The organism is Chitinasiproducens palmae, assembly GCF_900095735.1.
Lineage (GTDB): Bacteria > Pseudomonadota > Gammaproteobacteria > Burkholderiales > Burkholderiaceae > Chitinasiproducens > Chitinasiproducens palmae.
This window is the reverse complement of record NZ_FNLO01000013.1, coordinates 138,849-158,939: the sequence shown is the minus strand read 5'-3', so window position 1 is coordinate 158,939 and position 20,091 is coordinate 138,849. Positions and strand designations below refer to the sequence as shown.

Annotated in this window: 10 protein-coding genes; 3 read left to right on the top strand and 7 right to left on the bottom strand. The window is 60.8% G+C overall.

Annotation, left to right across the window (positions count from 1 at the left end; all coding sequences use genetic code 11):
* Position 1 precedes the first annotated feature (1 nt).
* Both BLU54_RS19415 and BLU54_RS19410 read left to right on the top strand, forming a co-directional pair.
* The gene (locus BLU54_RS19415; RefSeq protein ID WP_170845239.1) at positions 2–6,301 is read left to right on the top strand and encodes a DEAD/DEAH box helicase; all 6,300 of its coding nucleotides are present in this window, start codon (positions 2–4) and stop codon (positions 6,299–6,301) included.
* Position 6,302: 1 nt separating this feature from the next.
* The gene (locus BLU54_RS19410) at positions 6,303–7,964 is read left to right on the top strand and encodes a nuclease-related domain-containing DEAD/DEAH box helicase (RefSeq protein ID WP_091912101.1); all 1,662 of its coding nucleotides are present in this window, start codon (positions 6,303–6,305) and stop codon (positions 7,962–7,964) included.
* 27 nt (positions 7,965–7,991) lie between these two features.
* On the opposite strand, the gene BLU54_RS19405 is transcribed toward BLU54_RS19410, so the two are convergent.
* The 4 genes from BLU54_RS19405 to BLU54_RS19390 are packed head-to-tail and all read right to left on the bottom strand — an operon-like array spanning position 7,992 to position 13,422.
* On the bottom strand, positions 7,992–8,930 hold the full coding sequence (locus BLU54_RS19405; protein ID WP_091912099.1) for an HNH endonuclease: 939 nt from the start codon (positions 8,928–8,930) through the stop codon (positions 7,992–7,994).
* Positions 8,931–8,941: 11 nt separating this feature from the next.
* On the bottom strand, positions 8,942–12,055 hold the full coding sequence (locus tag BLU54_RS19400; RefSeq protein WP_091912098.1) for an N-6 DNA methylase: 3,114 nt from the start codon (positions 12,053–12,055) through the stop codon (positions 8,942–8,944).
* A gap of 42 nt (positions 12,056–12,097) precedes the next feature.
* Entirely contained in the window at positions 12,098–13,192 is a 1,095-nt protein-coding gene (locus BLU54_RS19395) for a DNA cytosine methyltransferase (RefSeq protein ID WP_091912096.1), read from the bottom strand.
* A gap of 14 nt (positions 13,193–13,206) precedes the next feature.
* Complete coding sequence (locus tag BLU54_RS19390) at positions 13,207–13,422, bottom strand: hypothetical protein (RefSeq protein ID WP_091912093.1); 216 nt, start codon at positions 13,420–13,422, stop codon at positions 13,207–13,209.
* Positions 13,423–13,545: 123 nt separating this feature from the next.
* Between BLU54_RS19390 and BLU54_RS23870 the strand changes: the two genes are divergently transcribed.
* Complete coding sequence (locus BLU54_RS23870) at positions 13,546–13,827, top strand: hypothetical protein (RefSeq protein WP_091912091.1); 282 nt, start codon at positions 13,546–13,548, stop codon at positions 13,825–13,827.
* Between the two features lie 75 nt (positions 13,828–13,902).
* Here BLU54_RS23870 and BLU54_RS19380 read toward each other — a convergent pair whose 3' ends face one another.
* From BLU54_RS19380 to BLU54_RS19370, 3 genes are read right to left on the bottom strand one after another with little or no spacing between them, the layout of a single operon-like run.
* The gene (locus tag BLU54_RS19380; RefSeq protein ID WP_091912203.1) at positions 13,903–17,076 is read right to left on the bottom strand and encodes a helicase-related protein; all 3,174 of its coding nucleotides are present in this window, start codon (positions 17,074–17,076) and stop codon (positions 13,903–13,905) included.
* On the bottom strand, positions 17,066–18,922 hold the full coding sequence (locus tag BLU54_RS19375; RefSeq protein ID WP_091912089.1) for a phospholipase D family protein: 1,857 nt from the start codon (positions 18,920–18,922) through the stop codon (positions 17,066–17,068). Before BLU54_RS19375 ends, BLU54_RS19380 begins: the two co-directional genes overlap by 11 nt.
* Positions 18,912–20,090: a DUF6361 family protein gene (locus tag BLU54_RS19370; protein ID WP_091912086.1), complete on the bottom strand. Its 1,179-nt coding sequence runs from the start codon at positions 20,088–20,090 to the stop codon at positions 18,912–18,914. The genes BLU54_RS19375 and BLU54_RS19370 overlap by 11 nt, the downstream gene beginning before the upstream one ends.
* Position 20,091 lies beyond the last annotated feature (1 nt).

The window sequence follows — 20,091 nt, the reverse complement described above, 5'->3', positions numbered from 1 at the left end:
AGTGCAAGAAACCATAGGCGAAGATCCGATCGGTTCGTGGGAGCAGCTGAAGGGGCATCTGAAGCGGTACATCCAGTCTGCCTTTCGCACCGATTCGCCATCGTTTGAGGACGATCGCGAAAATCTCCTCAAGACTCCAGGGGTGCTATTCCAGGAGCCGTACCTTGAGCTACTGCCGTCCTATGTAAATGGCAAGGCGCTCAGTTCCCTAGACGGAATGGACTTGCCCGGCTTGGACGAAGCAGCACGGCAGGGATTCATTGCATTGGCAGGAGCCGGGCTCATGCCTGCTGGCGCGGATCTGTACGTGCACCAGCAACGGATGCTCCAGGCCGCAATGCAACGCAAGCATTGCGTGGTTGTGACAGGAACGGGTTCTGGCAAGACGGAATCCTTCCTGCTTCCTGTATTTGCGTCAATCGCGAGGGAAGCGCTGCGGCCATCCGGAGGTTGGGCCGCAGCAGCCTCTCCAGCGGCGTTGCCCTCTGAGTGGAAGAGCGCTCCGCAGTGGAGCTTCGGCAGGGCGCCCGCGCGGAGCGAGCAGCGGAAGCCCGCCGTTAGGGCCTTGCTCCTGTACCCAATGAACGCTCTGGTTGAGGACCAGATGTCCCGCTTGCGCCGCGCATTGGACTCTGATGATGCGCATGCTGCGTTTGATCTGCATTGGGGGGCTAACCGCGTTCGGTTTGGTCGCTATAACGGCACGACCCCTGTGCCAGGGCACCCATGGCGGCTGGACGGCCAAGGCCAGCGAGAACTGAATAAACCCAAGCACGACGAGCTCAAGGCGGCGTTGAAGCAGGCCATCGACCAGTATCAACAGCTGGCGACGGCGATACGGGCTGCCCAAGACCGCCTTCGGTCCTTAGATACTACCGGTGGCGACACCCGCGATGCAAAGCAACAACTTGCTGACCTTAGGGAGCAGCTGTCGTTTGTGCCGCGGATGTCGCCTAGCGCGGCCGAGATGTTCCATCGCTGGGAGATGCAGGCGGCGCCCCCTGACCTTTTGATTACGAACGTGAGCATGCTCTCCATCATGCTCATGCGCCAAGCTAGCCATGTCATAGCAGGGGACCGCGCCGATGCTGAGGTTTTCGAGACCACGCGTGAGTGGCTCGCAGAAGACCGTGACAACCACGTTTTCCAGCTTGTCCTCGACGAACTCCATCTTTACCGCGGAGCGTCAGGCACAGAAGTCGGGTACTTGCTACGGTTGCTGCTGGAACGCCTTGGCTTGGACCCGGGTAGTAGCCAGCTTCAAATCCTCGCCTCCAGTGCATCGTTGGACGGCGAGGCCGAGAGCACATACAAGTTTTTGGGCGAGTTCTTCGGGATGGGCCAGGAGGCCGCGCGCGATAGATTCCACGTAGAGGGAGGCGCCAGTGTGAATGGAGCTCCCGACGGCCCCGTAGAAATTCCGCCTTCGTTTGCGCAGGATTGCTTGGACGTTGCAAGGCAAGCTGATGGTGCCAAGTCCCTTGATCTACTAGCCGGGGAGTTTTCTTCCGGTGTAGGCGGTGCTATTCCTGCGAAACGTCTTGCAGACTCTTTTTGGAACAAGGAAGGTGGCCGCCATCGCGCAGTATCGCTTTCCCGGCATCTGGAAAGCCTGTTTCCCTACATGGCGGCAAGCGATGCTGGCGATGCGGCCCGCGGGCTGTTCTTAGCGGCGGGCAAGGCAGCGCAGCTGGCAGCGGTGGGGGCGATCTGCCCCGCCCATCCTTTGCCGCGGGTACGGTTCCATTGGATGGTCAAGAATATCGATGGACTATGGGCCACTGCTAAGCATGTTGACCAAGACCGGCGCCGTCGCGTTGGACGTTTGCTTGCCGAACCTCTAATGGACGTTGACGGAAACCGGGCGCTTGAAGTGTTGTACTGCGAGTGCTGCGGAACGCAGCTGCTCGCTGGCTACAAGACTTCTGCGTCGATCCCCGGAAGTGTCGACCGGTACGAATTGGCACCCATGCCACCGGCGATTGAAGGCTTGCCGGAGGCAACGCCCCAGACTAGGACCGACGCACAGCGCTATGACAAACTGGGCGTGGTCCACTTGCTCCCGGGCGACTGGGAGGGTGTTTCCGACGCATCAGAGCTCCAGTGGACACAAGGATCGGAGGAGCGGCGTGAGAACGATCGGAAGCCCGTGTACGACGCGCGTGCGGAGTGGCAGCGTGCTTCTATCGATCCTGTGACAGGCATTGTCGAGGTGGGCAAGGAACCTGTAGGTGATGGCATACCCTGCCTTTGGTTCCGACTGGAAACATTAGGCGATCTGCTGCCTGCGATGCCGCAGCGCTGCCCCTCGTGCAAGATCGACTATTCAGCCCGCAAGGGAGGACGGCCCGCCCCGATCCGGTCATTCGCAACTGGCTTGACCCAGACATCCTTGTTGCTGACGAAGCACCTTATGGGAGTTATGCCGGAAGGTGCTGGCCGGAAGCTCGTCGCGTTTTCTGACAGCCGGCAGTCCGCCGCCCGGTTGGCAAACGGGGTCGAGGCCGAACAATGGGAACATCTGCTGCGAGTCGCCGTGCTCCGCGAGATCCGAGAGAGGGCCACCGGAGGCGTCGAAGCAATCAAGCGGCAGCTTCTCGATTACTTGGAGGCTGGCGATGTGGCCCAAGCGCAAGCCATCTTGCGCGAGCGCAAAGGAGCGTTGCCACCAGCCCAGTTTCAAGCCCTGGCTGAATTCTGGCGAGACGCCAGGTCCGTGCGAGATGAGCCTGAGTTCGCTAGCGAAGAAGCAACATCGAACGTGGGCCGTCTGATGAACTGGCTGCCGGGGTTTGTGCGCTTCGACGAATTTCTTTCTCGGCCCAATCCAGCCAAGCTGGCGCTTCCTCCGCTTTGGAAGTACTTTGCGGCGCTTGGTGTCAATCCTGCAGGCCCGGGAATCGATTCAAAGCGTGTCGGTGAGAGGGAGGATTGGACGTCGTTCTTCGATTTCGAGTCTCCAGATGGTCCTAGGCTTTCGTCGACTGGGTTTCCGCAAGAGAAGGCCGACAGGCTTGAGCAGTTCGGCGACGCACTGCGCCGGCAGTCTTGGCGTGCTATTTCTGGACGATTGCTTTATGACCTCGAAGCGCAGGGCGTCGGTCATCTTTGCTTGCCGCCGTCGGCGGGGAAACTTCAACCCTCGAACATTGACGAAACGGTCTTCCGAGGAATCTGCGAGAGCGTTATCCGCATCCTTACCGAACAGAGGCGCACGAATCCATCGCAAAGGGATTGGCCGCCGGAGGCGTGGTCCCGGGATCAGCCACGGCGGGATCGCAGAGAGGGCGCCGACAAGACGCGGATTGGAAACTATATACATGCTTGTGCCAGCCTGCTCGGTATCGGCTGGGAAAGCCTTCGGGACAACGTGCGTGGTGCTTTAGCCCGGGTTGGGCACGGAACCGCAGACGCTTGGGGGGTTGTAGAGCTTTCTTCCCTTTGGGTAAAAGTCGCCGCGCGCTATTCCCGGCCGTGGGTGTGCGAGCGTTGCGGGCAGGTCCACTGGCAGCCATCGGGTGGCATCTGCTCCCGTTGTACGGGGCACTTGCCTTTGGCTCCGAATGGCCTGCGCTCAGCGGCAGAGATTGAGCAAGACCACTACTACGCATACCTTGCGGCCGATGCGGGATCGGGATTCCGTATCCACGCTGAAGAGCTTACGGGGCAGACAAACGACCAGGCTCAGCGCCAACGGCATTTTCGCGACGTTTTCTTCCCAGATGAATGTCTCGAGGATGTGGTGCGACGGGACGTAGTGCCCAAGGTAGACACGATCGACCTGCTGTCTGTCACAACAACGATGGAGGTCGGCGTAGACATCGGTGCGCTTCAATCTGTGTTCCAAGCCAACATGCCTCCCGAGCGCTTCAACTACCAGCAGCGCGCAGGCCGGGCCGGCCGTAAGGGGCAGGCGTTTTCGGTAGTCTTGACCTACTGTCGCGGCCAGACACACGACCGAATCCACTTCGACCATCCTGATGAGATGACAGGCGGTATTCCTCCGCAGCCAACGGTGTCGGCAACTGAGGACCAGCGGCTACTCGCTGAACGCCTGGTTGCCAAAGAGGTTCTGCGGCGGGCATTCCGGTCTGCCGGCTGTATGTGGCACGACTCAGGCAGGCCGGTGGATACGCATGGCGAGATGGGGCTCGTCGAGGAGTATTTCGGTCCACGCAAGTCATCTGTCGAGCAATGGTTCCTGGACAAGAGCGCAGAGATTGACGGTATAGCCGAAGTGGTCACAAGAGGTACGGAAATCGACCCCAAAACGCTTGCCATCGACGTCCAGAGTCTGCCGGCGCGTCTCGAGGAAGTTGCAAGCACTGCGTCTGACCCAAGCCAAGGACTTGCTACGGCTCTTGCTGAAGCGGGTGTGCTGCCGATGTATGGGATGCCTACGTCCGTGCGCAACCTGTACTTCCACCTTCCTCCCGAGCCATCGGGCCAATCGAGGGAGCCGAAGGTGCTTGACCGAACACTGGGCCATGCCATCACTGACTTTGCGCCAGGCTCGGAACGTGTCTGGGACAAGCGGCTGCTTTCGCCGATAGGCCTCGTGGGATCGATTTCCCATGACCGCAGCTACAAGTGGGAAACCATTGACCGGCCAATCGGGAGTGCGACTTGGCAGCTTTTCTGCCAGAGCTGCAGGAACTTCACCATATACCGTGCTGATCCCCGAACGTTGCGACCCACGCAGGCTATTGATGGATGGGACGAGTCCTGGATCAGGAATCCGCCTTCCCAACCTTGCCCTCGGTGCGGTGCTGTTGCCGACCTGTCCTTGGCGGTTGTTCCTAATGGCTTCTTGACTGACCTGAATATCGAGAAGCCAGTGATTTCGACGGAATCGACACGCAATGGCGGACCAAGGTCTTTTGTTGCATCGCCTTCGTTGCCCGCTATGGCGCAGCGACAGCTGGGGCGGGCCTTCCTGGCCTTGGATCATCAAGGGCAGGTCTACCGGATAGCCCAGGCTCCGGGTGGGAAACCGTTCGGTTTCAACCGGACTCTATCACTTCGCCAGCAGAGGGGGCAACAATGGTTGAACGGCGAGATCTGGAAGGCATCGTCCGACGAGGCAGAGATCTTCGCAAGCATTGCGTCTCCGAAGACGACGGACGTCTTGAGCGTCAGACTTCTCGATGGCAGTGGCTTAACTTTCTTTGACGACGCTAAAGAGTTGTGTGCGAGGCGGGCGGCTTGGTATTCCGCCGCGACCATCTTGCAGCGCGCGATCGCATTAGAACTTGACGTCGATTCGCTTGATATCGAGATTGCGTCAGTCCACAGGTATCTGGAGGACAGCAACGTGTCTGGCGCCGAGCTGTACCTTGCAGACGATCACCCCAATGGCGCGGGACTCGTCGACTGGGCCAGCCGCAACTGGGCTGCCCTGCTGGCCGGCTGCATAGAAGGTTCCGGCAAGTATGCACGACTCGGCTCAATGGTCCGGGAAGAGTGCAGGCGGGCAACGCAGAGTGGACAGGTGTGGCGCTCGCCGGACCTGCTGTTGCGCGGTTTCCGGAACCGGCAGCTTCATGGGCTGATCGATTGGCGGCTGGGACTTGAGCTGCTGCGCGTCATGCATGACTCTGCCTTCCGGCCTGGGCAGGACAAGTTCTTCGAGGAATGGGGCGTAGGCTTGCGCAGTTGGGAAGCGGTGGCATCGGAACTGGCAGACATCTATTGCGCGGCCTATGAGAAGGCGACCCCGTCCCGACAGCGTGGTCCCATGGGCGCACACGGTTGGTTAGGGCAGGGGAGAATCGCTGGTCAGGAATCAATGGCCCTTTATCTGGTCAGTCATCCGCTTTGGGCCGCTTCTGTGAGTGGCTCAGGACCAATCAATCAGGATCTAACTGAATGGGCCCGAAACATCGGCGCAACTGCGATCTACTTGGTCGATTCATTCAACTTATCGCGCCGGATGGCATGGGTACGCGGCAACCTGGATCTCTTCCCAAAAACAGATATCAGTACGGTTGGTTTTAATGCGAGCGGCGGGAAGCCACTGATACCAAAGGAATCCTGGATGCAGGAGCTGGTCGGATTGCAAGAAGGCGGCGTCTTGGCTCACGAGGGGTGGATTTGGACAAAAGTAGCCGGTGGTGACGGTTGGGCTGCTCAGCCAGGAGTGTGGCTCGCGGACGTCAACGGCCAGCCGGCCAAGGTGAACATTTCTAACTTCGCAGGAGCTGGATTGCGGGTCAAAGTGATTGGGGCTGCTTACCTCGACCGTCGATCTTGCCCCTCCCTCCCACTGATCGCATTCCGCTCTGGCGCTGGGAGCTCCTGACATGCCGAACGTCCTTGGACAGAACAGTATTGACCGTTGGGAGCGGGAGGTGCGCCGGCTGCTGGCGGACCAACTGCCCCAGGACTGGATAGTGGTGTGCAATGTCGCTTGGGCATTGCAGAACGAGCAAGGCCTAGTGCGGGACGGGCAGTGCGACTTCGTCGTGCTGGCCCCTGGACTTGGAATGGCCGTGCTTGAAGTGAAGGGCTCCCGCTCGGTCCGGGTAGGCGACGACGGAATCTGGTACCGGCAAGAAACCGATCGGCGTACGGGGCGTATCAGGGCTGAAGTTGCAATCGATGAGCCTCCACCCGAGCAGGCTTGCAGGAACATGCATACGCTGACCAAGGCTGTTTGCGACCGCTTGCCCCGGCAACGGTTTCCTGGCGCGTTTGCTTTCCTCGTTGCATATCCGAACGGCCGGGTTGAGGGGCCTTTGGCGCTCTACGACCCCAGCACGATAGTGCCCTCGCAAGACATGCACCGCTTGGAACGCAGGATACGGGGCGCCCTTGAGGCGCGTTTCCAGCAGGCGCAGGGTAGCGAGTTTACGGCGGATATGGCGGGTAGAGTAGCCACGATCCTTTCGAATGCATCGTTCCGCATTGCGCCGCGCGACGCGCCCCTTGATGCCGACGAGGATGCGGTCGATCTCGATGAGCTGACGAGGCAACAGTTTGCAGCCCTGCGAGGAGCGTTCGAGCTGCCTCGGGTCGCTATCGTTGGTCCGGCAGGATCGGGCAAGACTTTGCTCGCGCTTTGGAAGCTGGATTCGCTGCTCGAAGAGGGAAAGCGGGCCATGTACGTTTGCTTCAACAAAGCCCTGGCCGAGCACCTGAGGTTGGCTAACCCGGAGATGTCGGCGGCTATTACTTCCGTCGACCGGCATTTCTATCAGCTTGCCGGAGTACCTGACGGACGCAGAATCGGTGAAAATTTCTTCACGGAAGAACTTCCTTCACTCGTCCAGGACGTGGCGGCAGAACTACCGCTGCAGTCCAAGTACGAAGCGATCATCGTGGACGAGGGCCAAGACTTCGGAGAACTCCGCTTGCTTGCATTGCTCGACATGCTCACTCCGGCAGGCCAATGGCTATTTTTCGCTGACTGGGAACAGAACGTGTACAAGTCGGCCAAGCAGGATCCGATCGGTGCTGAGGTTACATTTAGGCTCTACCACAATTGCCGCAACACCCAGCTTGTGAACGCTGCAACCAATGGCTGCTGCGAACTTTCTGTCGTTCATATGCCGGGCGTTCCATTGGGTGCGGCCCCGCTTGTAAAGAAGGGGTGGGGCGCAACAGCTGCAGCCGCTGCGTGGACCGTTGCGCATGAGCTGGCCCCTGAGGGTGGGGCGATCTTCCTGTCGCCGTTCAAGCTGGAGAACTCCTGCCTGGCGTTGACCAGGCGTGGCCATAGCCTCGAGGTGACCGAAGACGTCGCCTTGCTCGGAAAACCTGGCTTCGTTTACTTCTCCACCATCAGGTCGTTCAAAGGGCTTGAGGGAAAGAACGTAGTCCTGCTGCATGCCGAGGTCCCTGGGCGGATTCCAGCACTTAGCCCCGATGATCTGTACGTCGCGTGCACGAGGGCGACTGGCCGCCTGGTCATCATGGCTGCTTCGGAGGAGGCGCTGCAGTGGTACTCGCGGCGAGCGGGTTAGCTCGACAGTGGGCCTCGCTCTGATCTGTCAGGGAACGAATATCTCGCTTCGGTGAAAGGCCAAGTACCGGTCATGATGGAACAATGGATACATGGCCCTGGCTCCTGACAGTGCAAGTCGGTCGACGTCTGTGACGGACAGAGTGCTGGATAGAACGGTTCTCCCACCTGGTTCAAATGTTAGCAGTCCCTTGTCAAACAAATGATCAAATGTGGGGGTGAGCAGTAGACCGTTTGCTGCGTCAAGGCGCTCAGTTGCTGTTTCACAGAGGCGCCAGGGCTTGATATGGCTGGCACGGAGCAGTCGTGGCTCTGCTACCCCTGTGATGGCGCACATACCGTCACGTGCCAGCAACGCAGTTCTGAACTTACCTTGTCCCCAACGCGCGGCGATGACGTTTACCCTTTCTGTGTCAGATAGCTCCAAGTCCTTATAAAGCCGCTGAACCTCAGCATCCTCAGCGAGCAAGACGACTGTTTCCGCGTCGCAAGCTGGGTCCGCTTTGGTCATTGGACCATTGGTGAGTTGAAGAACTTTCTGGTACAAGGCCTCGGTTATCTCCGCGAGGTAGGCCTTTTGATTGCCGAAACCGGTCTTTGGATTTATCGGCGAATACTTCGCGGGGAGAAGTGGTGCGATATGGTCAAGATAGTGTGCCGGCGTTGGCTCATGGATAACAGAGCTCCAACTAACTGGAAGTAGCCAACCATTGGCTGCCCAGTTTTCCCCGACTGAACCGAAGACGATCGGCTTTCGAGCTGTTGTTGCTTCGCTTGCGACGCGACCGACCGCCTTGATGCGCTTACCTGCATATGAAACCACCCCGTCGCCGGTGCGTGCGATGCGCATGTTCTCGTAGAACTGACTCCGCGCTCCGTTCGCTTCGCGCTTAGGAGACCATAGATAGCCTTCTGCACGTTCGTGTTCAAAGGTCTGATTATGATTAACCCACCAATACCTGGTCATGAAGCTCGCTATCAGATCTCAAGAAGTGTGCGAACTTGAGAATCCAAGAGTGCGAGGTCGCTCGGTTGGACGTTCCCAAATCGGTTCGTTAAGTCCCGCGCGATGGCACCGATGGCCGCCATTTGCCCATTGGTCTCGTCGAACTTCGGGATATTGAGGTACTCTGCAACGCTGGCGCCCAGGCTGAGCTGTGCCGCATATGCAGAAACTGCCTTGGCAATCGTTGGGGCGTTCAGGAAGCCCGTCAGATAGGCCGCCTCAGGCTCCGTTTCGACTGGGATGAAGTAGAGCTTGTGATCAGGCACAACGATCTTCTCTTCCGCATGCTCGATCGGCGCGCTGCCAATGTAGGCCGCGGCGAAGGTGTTGCCCATCTCGCGCCAGAGCACCTTGAACGGAGCGAAAGTGTAGGGGCCGGTGCTCCACAGGGAATAAAATGCTTGCCCCTTTTGGAACCTCTTCAGGCTGGACCGTTGTTCGAGGTGGCTTTTGAAACGGTTGAGGAACTTGTACGTGTGCGGACTTGCGGCTGGCAGGTCTGGGTCGCCATGCATGCCGCGCTGGGGAACCAGGATGCGGAGTTCCGCCTCTGGCGCGGCATTGAACGGTGCAACGCCACGGCCGCGCAAGAGCGGGAAGAGGTGTTCTGACTCTATCACCGCGGTGATCTTCGGAATCCCCTTCGTCTTGCCTATGTCTGCTGCGTTCTGCACTGTCACCAGGCCGGGTTCAGTAGTACCAGTGGTATGCACCCAGAAGATGCCATTACGGTCGGTCGTGATACCTTTCCGCGCCTTGTACTCAGGCTTTGGGCCCGCCGCAAAAACCTTGGAGAACACAGCTTGGTCTTGCGCAGACCCGACCAGCCATGGACGCGTTCCATCGCCGCCTGGTACTGGTATTGCGGTTCCGTCATTGCGTTTGGCAGCACGGCGGAATTGCTCCGCCGAAGCGTAAGCCCGCTGGCTGGCGCTGCCGTTCGGGTTTGCGGTCCATGAGTGGTAGGGAACAGGGAATGCAGTGGCTGCGTCCCGTTGAAGCATCAGGAACGTCGGGTGGTTGCTGACACCGTCGAACGGCTTGATGTCTTGGTAGTCTTCAACCAGAAGCACGCGGCACTGCAAACTGCCGTTGTCGATCGAGAAGCGCCTGAACCCGGCACTGGACTCGGTTGTGAATACGGATCCGGGTAGGAAGAAGCCCATGCGTCCATCGCGCGCTAGATAATGCTTCACGGCCTGGTAGGTGATTACAGTCGAGATGTCTGACTCGATGCCGCCTACCCATTTGTCGGTGCTGAATACGCCTAGCCCCCGGCAATGCTTTTGGATCGATTGGGCGTAGTCCTTTGGCAGGTTGCTCCATTTGACCCATGGCGGGTTGCCGCAGATGTGTGAGGATGGTGGAATTGCGCCTGCAGCAAAGCGGTCGGCTAGGATCGAACACCAGATGCCGTTCCATCCTTGGTCGTGGAGTTCAACCAGGTTGCCAACTGTCATGCTGACGACGGAAATATCTGATGCATCAAGCCCCATGGCTTGCAGGTCGGCAAGGATTGAACCGCAGATCTTCGCTGCCGAATAGTCCGCATCGATCAGCATCCGTACCTTCGCAAAGACGCGGAAGAAGTCTGGGTGTCCGATCATCTTCTTAGGGACGGAAAACTCCCTGGGGCCGACCTCCGTGTGTAGGACGTGGCTGTAGTTCGAAAAGAAGTCGACGGTCGCCGGGTGGACAGCATCCGCCAAGTACACCGGCAGCCGGACGGGATGCGCAGGGTCGAGGTGTGGCGAGAGGAAAACGGCAAGCGACCCTTTCGCTGCAAGGACGGCGAGGGGATTGAGGTCGATGCCATGGATGCCAGCAAGCAGAGATTGGGCTGTGGTTCTGCCGTTGGCCTTGCGCCGGCGCCGGACAGCTTCGAGCAAGAAAGTGCCCGACCCGCAAGTGGGATCGGTCAGCGAATCGGACGGTTGCCATTCGAGCAGATCCATGCCATGTTCAGCCAGCCAGTCCGGAGTGTAGAACTCACCCAGAGCATGCCTGACTTCCCGGGGGATGAACCGCTCATAGATGCCCTTGAACAGGTCCCGCGTCGTATCTGCGTGTTTTTTGGACACGGCGAAGTCGACGCCGGCCAGCCTTGCCAGCATGGCGCCGAGGGATGCGTGGTAGCGGGGCCAGTCGCTGTCGTCCAGGTACCAAGAGAAGAAGTCGCCGCTCAGCATGTTCAGGATGCCTGCATGCTCGAATAGCTCCCCCGTCTCCACCGCACGCAGTCGTTCTGATACTGGAACCCCCTGTTCCAGTACGTTTTGGCTAGCCCTTGGCAGTGCGCAGGCCGCTACGACCTTTGCAATGATGGCTATGTAGGTATTGAGGGCGAACAGGTAGGCGGCAGGGTTCTCCTGGTACGGCTGGTCGTGCGAGATTTCCTGCCGGGCAAGCAGTTTTTTCATGTGCGCAGGCTGGAATCCTACGACTTGGCTGAAGAGCCTGCGCCACTCCGAAAAGAGCATCTTGGTTTTCGTGATGGCTGCCGATTCATCCGCTCTGCAGATGCTGGCGTAAAGCTCCGGGATGAGCGCGGTTCCATACTTAGAATCTGGGCCGACCAGTGCCTGGAGGAGCTGGGGATGGACGAGTGGACGTCCATTGTTCTCCAATGCTTGGAGCAAGCGGCCAGCGGAGACTCCGTCGAACGCAACAAGGTTTTCCCATGCGGCGGCAGCGCCATCGAACCGACCGAATGTGATGTGTGCTCCATCCCAAGCGACCAGGACATACTCTTGGAGCGCACGCCCTTCCTCTGCAGAGATCAACTCCGCGTACTCTTCAGCTTGCTGCCGTGCGTGGTTCGCCTTCGCGCCAACGCGTCCGCCAAACGACTTCGGTGGCTCGTACTCGATGACTACTGCGCCGTGCGCGACATCGGCGAACTTCGTCGGTTTACCCTTGGCTTTGAGGGCGCGCTCGAGTTGGAATGGCGTCCAAGGAATTGATAGCTCCGAGCAAGCTTGCTCGAGCGCATTTTCCAGCTCGTGCCGCAGCTGCGCTTCGTTCCTGGAAATCTCCGCTGCGGATACGACAGCGCTAACGAGAGACGTGGTTGTCGCGCTGCTCACAGCGATCCTTGCGTATATTCCATGGGCCGGTGCATTTCAATCCTATGCGGTTTTGCGAGCGGTTGGAACGCTAAGAGTGATCAGGCCGGCCCCGGAGAAAAGGTGGCTGAATATGGCCTCAGCTAGCTTCGGCGGTACAGCATTTCCGATTTGGGTGAACTTGGACTCTGTATCGCCAACCGGAGTGAATTTGGCGTCAAAGGTCTGGATACGGGCGCACTCGCGCCACGACAGCCTGCGTGGCATTTCGAGCTTCTTGCGCTTCGGGTCGGCTTCTGTGTGTTCGTATTGGTCAGAAAAATCCCAGCGCTGTTTCCACCCGTCAGCAAGGTTGGACCAAGTCAGAGTCATCACCGGGCTAGCCGGATGCAGCGTAATGTGCCTCCAGTTGGCCACGACGGTGAATGCGGGATCCGCCCATTTGGCTTTTCGGTTCCTGGACATGTAGTACCACGAAAAGTTTCCGTCCGTATCGGGACGCTCGTAGAACTCGCCCTCCGGCCACAGAGGTAAGCCTTTGATAGCGTCCCCATGCGATGCGTACGGCAATAGCGGGCCTGAAGCCTTTGTCATTTTTCCGTGGGTTTCCTTTGGAAATTCGAAAACTTGGTTTAGGTCTTTCCTCACACCGACGATAAATAGCCGCTTGCGCGACTGCGGCACGCCATAATCCTTAGCATTCAAGACCTTGTAGGTGACGTTGTAGCCGGCCTTGTCGTAGGCTTCGAGTTGTTCCTTCAAGAAAGTTCCACTGCTCAACGCTTTGAGGCCAGAGACGTTCTCCGCGACGAAGTATTTGGGCAGGACAATGCCGATGACCCGCAGGAACTGCTTGTAAAGGTTGGTGCGCTCGTCCTTTTTAGGGTCGCGGTTACCTGCCATGGAAAAGGATTGGCATGGATAACCGCCCACGACGATATCAGCATCTGGGAAGGTCTGGATGCCGGCGATGTCTGCGTTACGGATATCCGCGCTGGGGAAATATTTCTTCAGCGTCTTGCAAGCATCCGCCAGGATGTCGTTCGAAAAGATCACATGGCCGCCAGCCGCTTCCACGCCGAAGTCCATGCCTCCGCAGCCCGAGAACAGGGATATCACCCTGATTTCTCCACCAGCTTGTTCAAATATCTCTTTCACGTTCTCTCGCTTCTCTACTGCGCATCTTCGGCATCGGTGCTCTGCGTGAGAAGGGGCCACCTAGATTTTAGATAGCCATCGATCGCGTCGCGCACGACCCAGGCAAGAGAAACCTTGTTCTCTGCCGCAATTCTTTCCAGGACTTGGTACTGCGCCTCCGGGAAGCTGATAGAAGCGCGGACTGTGCGCTCATGCGCGCCGCTGTCATGGCGTTTTTCTTGAAGCCGCATGGCCGTCCCCCGAGCTGAAGAGCTTAAGTCAATATATTACACCACAGTGGTGACCGTTGCACCACTGTGGTGAATGGCTGGAGGAGTGCTCTACGTCTTCGGGGGTGGAACTGCGGAGCCCGTGTGCAAGAACACCCGCAGACGCGCCTCGGTACGTTGCAGATCGCGGACTTCGCACTCCCACAACTTAAGAACCTTCCAGCCCGGTTCCAGCAGAGCGCTCCGGTTCCGATGGTCTCGACTTCGATTCGCTTCGATTTTTGGCGACCGCTGGCGCGTGAGGCAGTAGTTGCAAAAAATGCAACTACTGCGGGCGACGGTAAAACGTATCAGGTCGAGTTCTACAACCTGGCCGCCATCATCTCAGCAGAGCCCTTTAAACAAGCGGTTTTTGAGCCCCGTTGATGATCGAGTGGGCGGACGGGTTACAGCGTAGCTGAGCGAACTTTAGCGTAGTTAGCGGTGCCACTCTGAATCAGCTCACACGCTATTTTTGTTTGATTGGAGATCAGCGCTGAAAGTGTTTGAGGGCTCGAGCCGAATTTGGAGATCCTCAAGAGCCGTAATGTCCGAGCCATCCACCATGAGCGTGTGAAGGTATTCCAATAACTCGTCTTGTCTCGGCTGTCCGAATGCAAGTCGATATATAGCTAGACTACGTTTGAGCCACGCGAGTCGCGTGATTTCCCGGCTGAACGGCAGCATCGGCACGCGCCGCTCGACGCGCACGGAACCTTCGTAGATCCAATAGGGAATGAGATCGGTGTCCACTGCCGCCTCAGACCGCGCGTGCTCGAACATCAGTTTCCACGGATCGTCAGGGGTCTGCCCGTGCCCCCTGACCACCGCGGCCTGGCGCTCGGCCAGGTTGAGGCGGACGGCATGGCACTTGAAGCGGTGGACGCGGCCTTCGCGCTGTTCGAGGTCCACCGGGTTGCCCGGCAGGTTCCAGTGATATACACGATAGCAATAGGGATGGAAGTCCAGCCCTTCCTGGCCGACGGATGTAGTGGCGAGAACGAACGGGCGGAACGGTGAGTTGAACGCATCGCGCACGCCTCCTAGCCGCGCGACGGCGCCGTCTTCGTCCTTGTAGTCGGCGAGCCGCATCGCGAAGCGTCCGCGCATCTGGAACTTGCTGATGGCGAGGGACTCTCCATCGACCTGTACGTCATCGACGTCGATCTGCGACGGGCGGATGGCCAAGGCCTGAGCCATTGCGTGGGCAACACCGATTGCGCGATCTTCGGCTGGGCGGGCGCCGAGACCTTCGGCATCGACGAGGTAATGTGCGTATTCGTCCAGGACGGCCTGTAGATTGTGCTGGGCGCAATAGGCCAGCACGCGGCGCCAGTAGTGATCGTCGGTATCCCGTCGCAGCAAGGCGACCGCGTCATGCTGATTGAACAGCGCCCGGAACGACCAGGCGACTTCAGCCGCTGCGCTTAGCAAGCGTGGGTCATCCCACGCCAGCTCGGGCGCGATCCGCTTGAGGGCACGAAGAGCGCAGACGGCCGGACTGCCGAGCGCGACGTCAACCAGCAGATCCGAAAGATCGTCGGACGAAGCGCCGATGTCGCGCGTCTTCACCGCTGTCGCCAGTTCGGTGACATGATCGTGGAAGGCGTCTTCGCTCGCCAAGGCGCGCATGCCGTGCGGCGTTTCTAGCCAGGCTCGGGATCGCGTGCCCAGCAGGTCATCGATCACGGCTGGGGCGGCCCACTCGGCGCTGTGCGCGTCCTGATGCGATACCGCGCTTTCCTTCAAAGCACCGAGGGCGGGATTGAGGCGGTCGCCCACAGCGGAGCGCATTCCCTCCAGCGACAAGGCGGCCCCCGTTTCGCTGAACACCGCCAGCGGATCGGCCAGTTCGGCCAGTGCCGGCGAGGGATAGATCAGCAGCAGCGCGCGCAGACCCACGAGCCGGCCGTGGTCCTGCCGAAACTGCAAGGGACGCAGGCGATGCTGCTCGAAATAGTGCCGGCCGGATTCGCCGACGCCCATGCGCCGTTCGGCTTCGTAGGACAGCAGGGCTGCGATCGCATCGGGCACCATGGACCAGGACGAAAATATCAGCGCTTTGGTCAGCGGCGCCCCGGCTCGCGCCTCGCCGTAGTAGGGCATGGCAGCGGGTATCCAGAGGTTCTGTTCCAGGTGCTGGCCGAAGATGTCGTCCATGATCGCGCGCATGCGACCGTTAGCCGGGTCCAGCGGCGCATAGGCGTCGATGGCGTCGTGATCGAGCATGGTCGGTCGAGCTGCCTGGATTGCGGTGCGCAGCACGGCCGAAGGCGCGTCGATCTGGTTTTCCAGCAGCCGCTTCAGACTGTAGTGGCGCATGAAGTTGAGCAGATAGGGCGAAGACTTCCAGTATTCGATGATCTCCGGCGCATCGAGCGTGCGCGCCAAGTGAGAGACGGCGGATGCCTGCGCGAGGTCGGCGGGCGCGATCGAGACCGTGATGCGAGTCTCGATCATCATGGAGTCGCGCTCGACCGTGGATGCGACCCGCTCGGTTCGGGCGATCACATGGCGCAGGAGCCGTTCGATGGTCTGGCGGGTCTCGACCGCTGAGGCATGTGATTGTGGCAGGGCATGCAGGAGGCCGCGGAAGGTGCGCATTTCACGCGACAGCGAGGCTGCCACCTCCGGCCCCTTTTCCCGGCCGTAGAGGAAACTCAAGGTCTCGAGGAAGTCCTGATAGTGGTCGCCTTCGTCGGGCTCGTCGCCGGCGAGCGTGAGCATCCGGTAGGGTGTGGCGGAGAGCAGCAAGGTGCGGGCGGCGTGCCCGTCGCCTCCCGAGTAATCGAACAGTTCGCGCGCGAGGATCGCCGCGTCGCTGTCGTCATGCAGCAGATTCCGGAACCGCTGGAACTCGTCGATGATGATGAGGTCGGGTTGCAGCGCATCCACGCAGGCGTGGGACAGCTTGACGCGGAGCCTGGCGACCAAGCTGTTGCGGGGCTGTGCCATTTCTGCGCGATACGTGTCCCGGCGGCGCGGGAAGAGTTCGCAAATCCGTTCGAGTTCCTTGAAGAGGTCGCGATCCGCCTGCACATCGCGGCGGAAACGCTCGATGATGCGCTTGTCGACGCCTTCGAGGGTGAGGTTGTCCACGGCGCGGTTCCAACCCTCGACGCCGGCTGTGACCTGCAAAAGGTTGTGCAGGCCACGCGGGCGCGTAACTAGGTCGCGCAGGAGATGGAACAGCAAGGCGCGTTCCTGTGTCACGCCCGTCGCGGAGCGCAGATCGAAGGTCGTGCCCGGCGTCAGGCTAATGAAGTTCACCCTGCTGGCGTCGAGGCCCGCCTGATCGCGCAGTTGCAGGGGAACGAGCGTCATGCGGGTCGGCAAGGCCAGCTCGCGCCGCCCGAGGACGTTCAGCCGGTTGAGGTTCTGGGCGGCGATCGCCTGGTTCGAGCAGATGTATAGGATGTCGATCCGCTTGGTGCTGTCCCACAGGTGTTCGATCATGCGGGCGATGACCCCGCGCGCCACCATCGTTTTGCCGAGGCCGACTTCGTCGGCGACCAGGAACTGGCGGACAGGATCGTCCTGACCGTAGAGTCGATCAAAGACGTAGTCGACGGTGCGCCGCTGAAAGACCTTGAGGGGAGCGAGCGCTGCGTCGGCGCGAAACCGTTCATTCGGCATGAGCAGCATCCTGCGTGGCGAGCGCAATTCGGAATGTGTTCCAGAGTGCGCGGAACTCGGCCGGAATCGGATCGGTATCGTCACCGTCGCCGGTTTCCAGGCGTGCGATCAGCCGTTCGATGGCGCGAAGCTGGTCTCCACCCCGGCAGAAGGCCCGAACCATCTCCTCGAGGATGGGCGCGTCGTCGCTTGCCGCGCGCCAAGCGCCCTGACCTGACCCGTCCTGCGCCGCGAGGGCGGCGGCGAAGGGGTCGCCTAATTCGGAGAGGAGCAGGCGGAGATAGCGGAGGAAGGCGTCCTTGCTGTCGATCACGCAGCGCAGGATGGCGGCGTAGCGCTCCGCGGGCAGCCCTTCCATGATGAGCCCCGTGCTGAACAGGATCGAGAGGTCTTCCGTCTCGTCCGTCAGGTGACAGGCGAGGAACCGGGTAAGGTCGACCAAGGGCATTGCGCCAAGGTCGGCGGGCTGTCCCTGTCGGAGCGGCTTCAGCACATCGCGCGCATGTCCTTCGCCCCGCGTGATCGGCCAAACTCGCAGCGCACCGAGCTCGGTAAGGGGGAGCGGTTCGGACGGGATCAGCCAGACCCGCCAGAGCGGCGCGCCATCGGCGGTGTGCTCGCCGCGCTCGCAACGGAGCGTGAGGCCGCTGCGGCAAATCTCGCGCTGGGCCTGATGCAAACGAGCCTCGGCGGCTCGTTGCGCGGCATCGGCAGCTACCGTCTCGTCGCGGACGAACGGCCGCGTCAGCCGGCCAAACCCCTTGTCGCCGAGGATTTCCTCGACGCTGCCGACCCGCGATCGCTTCCCGATCAGGGTGATGAAGATCTCGACATTGCTGCCGGTCAGCAGCGCCGGCCGCGTGGCGTTTCCCGAGCCGACCGTGATCGCGGTGTCCCAGCCGCGTTCGGCGATGAACGCCTTGGCATGGAGCCCTTGCAGGGCCGCTGCGTCCTCTTCCTCGCCATCTTCCGTGGCCGCCATTTCGTCGAGCACGGCCACGCGGTCAAAGCCGTCGAGCGTGGCGCCGGGCACCTCGGCGAGTTCGTCGGATCGCCCGATGAAGATGGGCTTTTCGGCGCTGGCCAGGCCGGCGAGCATCGACAAGGTTTGATCGTCGCAGAAGGGCGACACCACGCCCAGCCGAACGCAGGGTTCCGGGCGCCATGGCGTTCCGCCGAGGCCGTTGACGGCGAAGGAGACGCTCTGGAACGGTTCGGGCAGGCTCCATTCGGCGCGGCGCATGTCTTCGGCCAGGTCATCGACAAGCGTCTTCGTTCCGTCGGGAACGCCGACGGTCGCGAGGTCGGGGAGCCGGCGAAGGAAGTCGGCGACCGGGCGATTGACGGCTTTGGGCTGCTTGGTGATCACGCCGTCGAGGGTGGCGGCAATGTCCCATGACCGATCGCGCGTCAGGTTTCTGGAGAGAATGAGCAGGCGCAGGCGGGCCGGGTCTTGAGGCCGCAGCGGCGTGAAGCGGAGCGCCCACATCTTGGGGTGGAAGGCCCCGCCTTGAGGGGCGGCGACCTCGACGATGATGCGTTCAAGCAACGAGCAAAGGCGGGAATGCGGCCGGGTGCTTGCCTGGATATGGCCGGCGTCGGTGAAGACGACGAGGCGGCCGGCGATGCGCTCGGCGCCTTCCAGCAGCGCCAGAGGATGAGTGAGAATGTCGTCGCGGTTCTCGGCGGCGAAGAGCGCAAGACTGACCGGCACGGCGAGCCCTGTCTCGAAGTCGAGCGAGAAGGTCGTGGCGACCGCCGCGTCGAAGACATAGCCCGCCGGCGGCTGAAGATTGGCGCCGTAGAGCGATCGGTGTTCGGGATCGAGGCTGTGCCTATTCAGCATGGGCGAGATCCCGCAGGTGGGATTTGGCCTGCGCCCAGCGGAAGCTGAGGCGGTCTGCGCCCGATGCGCCGGTCCAGCGGTCACGGACAGCGTGATTGGCGTAGCGGGACTGGCTGGTCTTGAGCCGACGTTCGCGCTCCTCGACGAGCCGCCGCGCCGCAGGCGCCGAGATTACCTGCTCCGTCCCGGCCAGAACCAGATCGCGCCACTCGCTTATGAACCGTTTGGCGGCCGGACGGACGGCGTGCGCCGGGTGCTCCACGACATTCCAGAAATCATCGAGCGACCACGCGCGGACGGCGCCGGTATCGAGTTCGTCGCTCCAGGCTCCAAGCCGAGCGCGATAGTCCTCGATCCAGTCGTCGCGCTGGCGCAGTTCGCTGAGCGCGAGGTTATAGAGCAGCGCGGCGCCGTGCATCACATGGGAGAAGATTTCCCCGTGCTGGACGAGGCGGCGCGCTGCGGATGGAAACGCCGACAGATGGGGGTGTGTCCAGATGTAGTCGCAGCCCGCGTCGATGCCTTCGCGCGCCAGCATCGTGAGCAGTGCGGTGGGCTGGCTGGCGATCAGGCGGTCGATGAGGAATTGCGCCTCGTCGGTGGTCAGGCGGAAGACGGCGTGCTCAAGCAGGTCGCCGGGCATCTGGGGCAAGGCTGGATTCCAGACGGCGGGCGTCTGGGCGCCGGCCAGAGCGTCTTCGCCGCTGGATGCGCCGCGCGACCGGCCACGGCCCCGCAAGGCGACGAACAGACTGTCGAGCGAGCCCGGAAAGACCCGGATGCCCCACGCGCCCAGGCCAGCCCAATAGACGGAACTCGGCAACCGCTGGAGCCGTGGTCCTGCATCCCGGCCGATGATGCCGTTGGACTCACCGCCGGCTTTCAGGGCGTCGGCAAGCCGGATTTCGGTGTCGCGCGCCTCGGTGCGGAGCTGCGCTTCAGGGACTTCGCGCTTTTCCAGCGCCCGATAGAGCCAGGGAATGAACAGCATGTATCGCAGGCGCGTCTGGATCGTGCTCGTGCCCGGAAAGAGGTGATCGGCGATGGAATCCCGGATCGCCCCCATCCCCAGCTCGTCGCGGGTCTCGCGCTCCTGAAAGAGCGCCATGATGCGCTGCGCGCGCTGCCGCTCGGCTTCATCGAAATCGATCCAGGCAAGAGACGACATG

Coding starts and splice junctions, on each gene's coding strand:
- BLU54_RS19380 (WP_091912203.1), bottom strand. CDS start 17,076: ATGCCGAATGAACGGTTTCGCGCCGACGCAGCGCTCGCTCCCCTCAAG.
- BLU54_RS19370 (WP_091912086.1), bottom strand. CDS start 20,090: ATGTCGTCTCTTGCCTGGATCGATTTCGATGAAGCCGAGCGGCAGCGC.
- BLU54_RS19390 (WP_091912093.1), bottom strand. CDS start 13,422: ATGCGGCTTCAAGAAAAACGCCATGACAGCGGCGCGCATGAGCGCACA.
- BLU54_RS19410 (WP_091912101.1), top strand. CDS start 6,303: ATGCCGAACGTCCTTGGACAGAACAGTATTGACCGTTGGGAGCGGGAG.
- BLU54_RS19405 (WP_091912099.1), bottom strand. CDS start 8,930: ATGACCAGGTATTGGTGGGTTAATCATAATCAGACCTTTGAACACGAA.
- BLU54_RS19375 (WP_091912089.1), bottom strand. CDS start 18,922: ATGCTGAATAGGCACAGCCTCGATCCCGAACACCGATCGCTCTACGGC.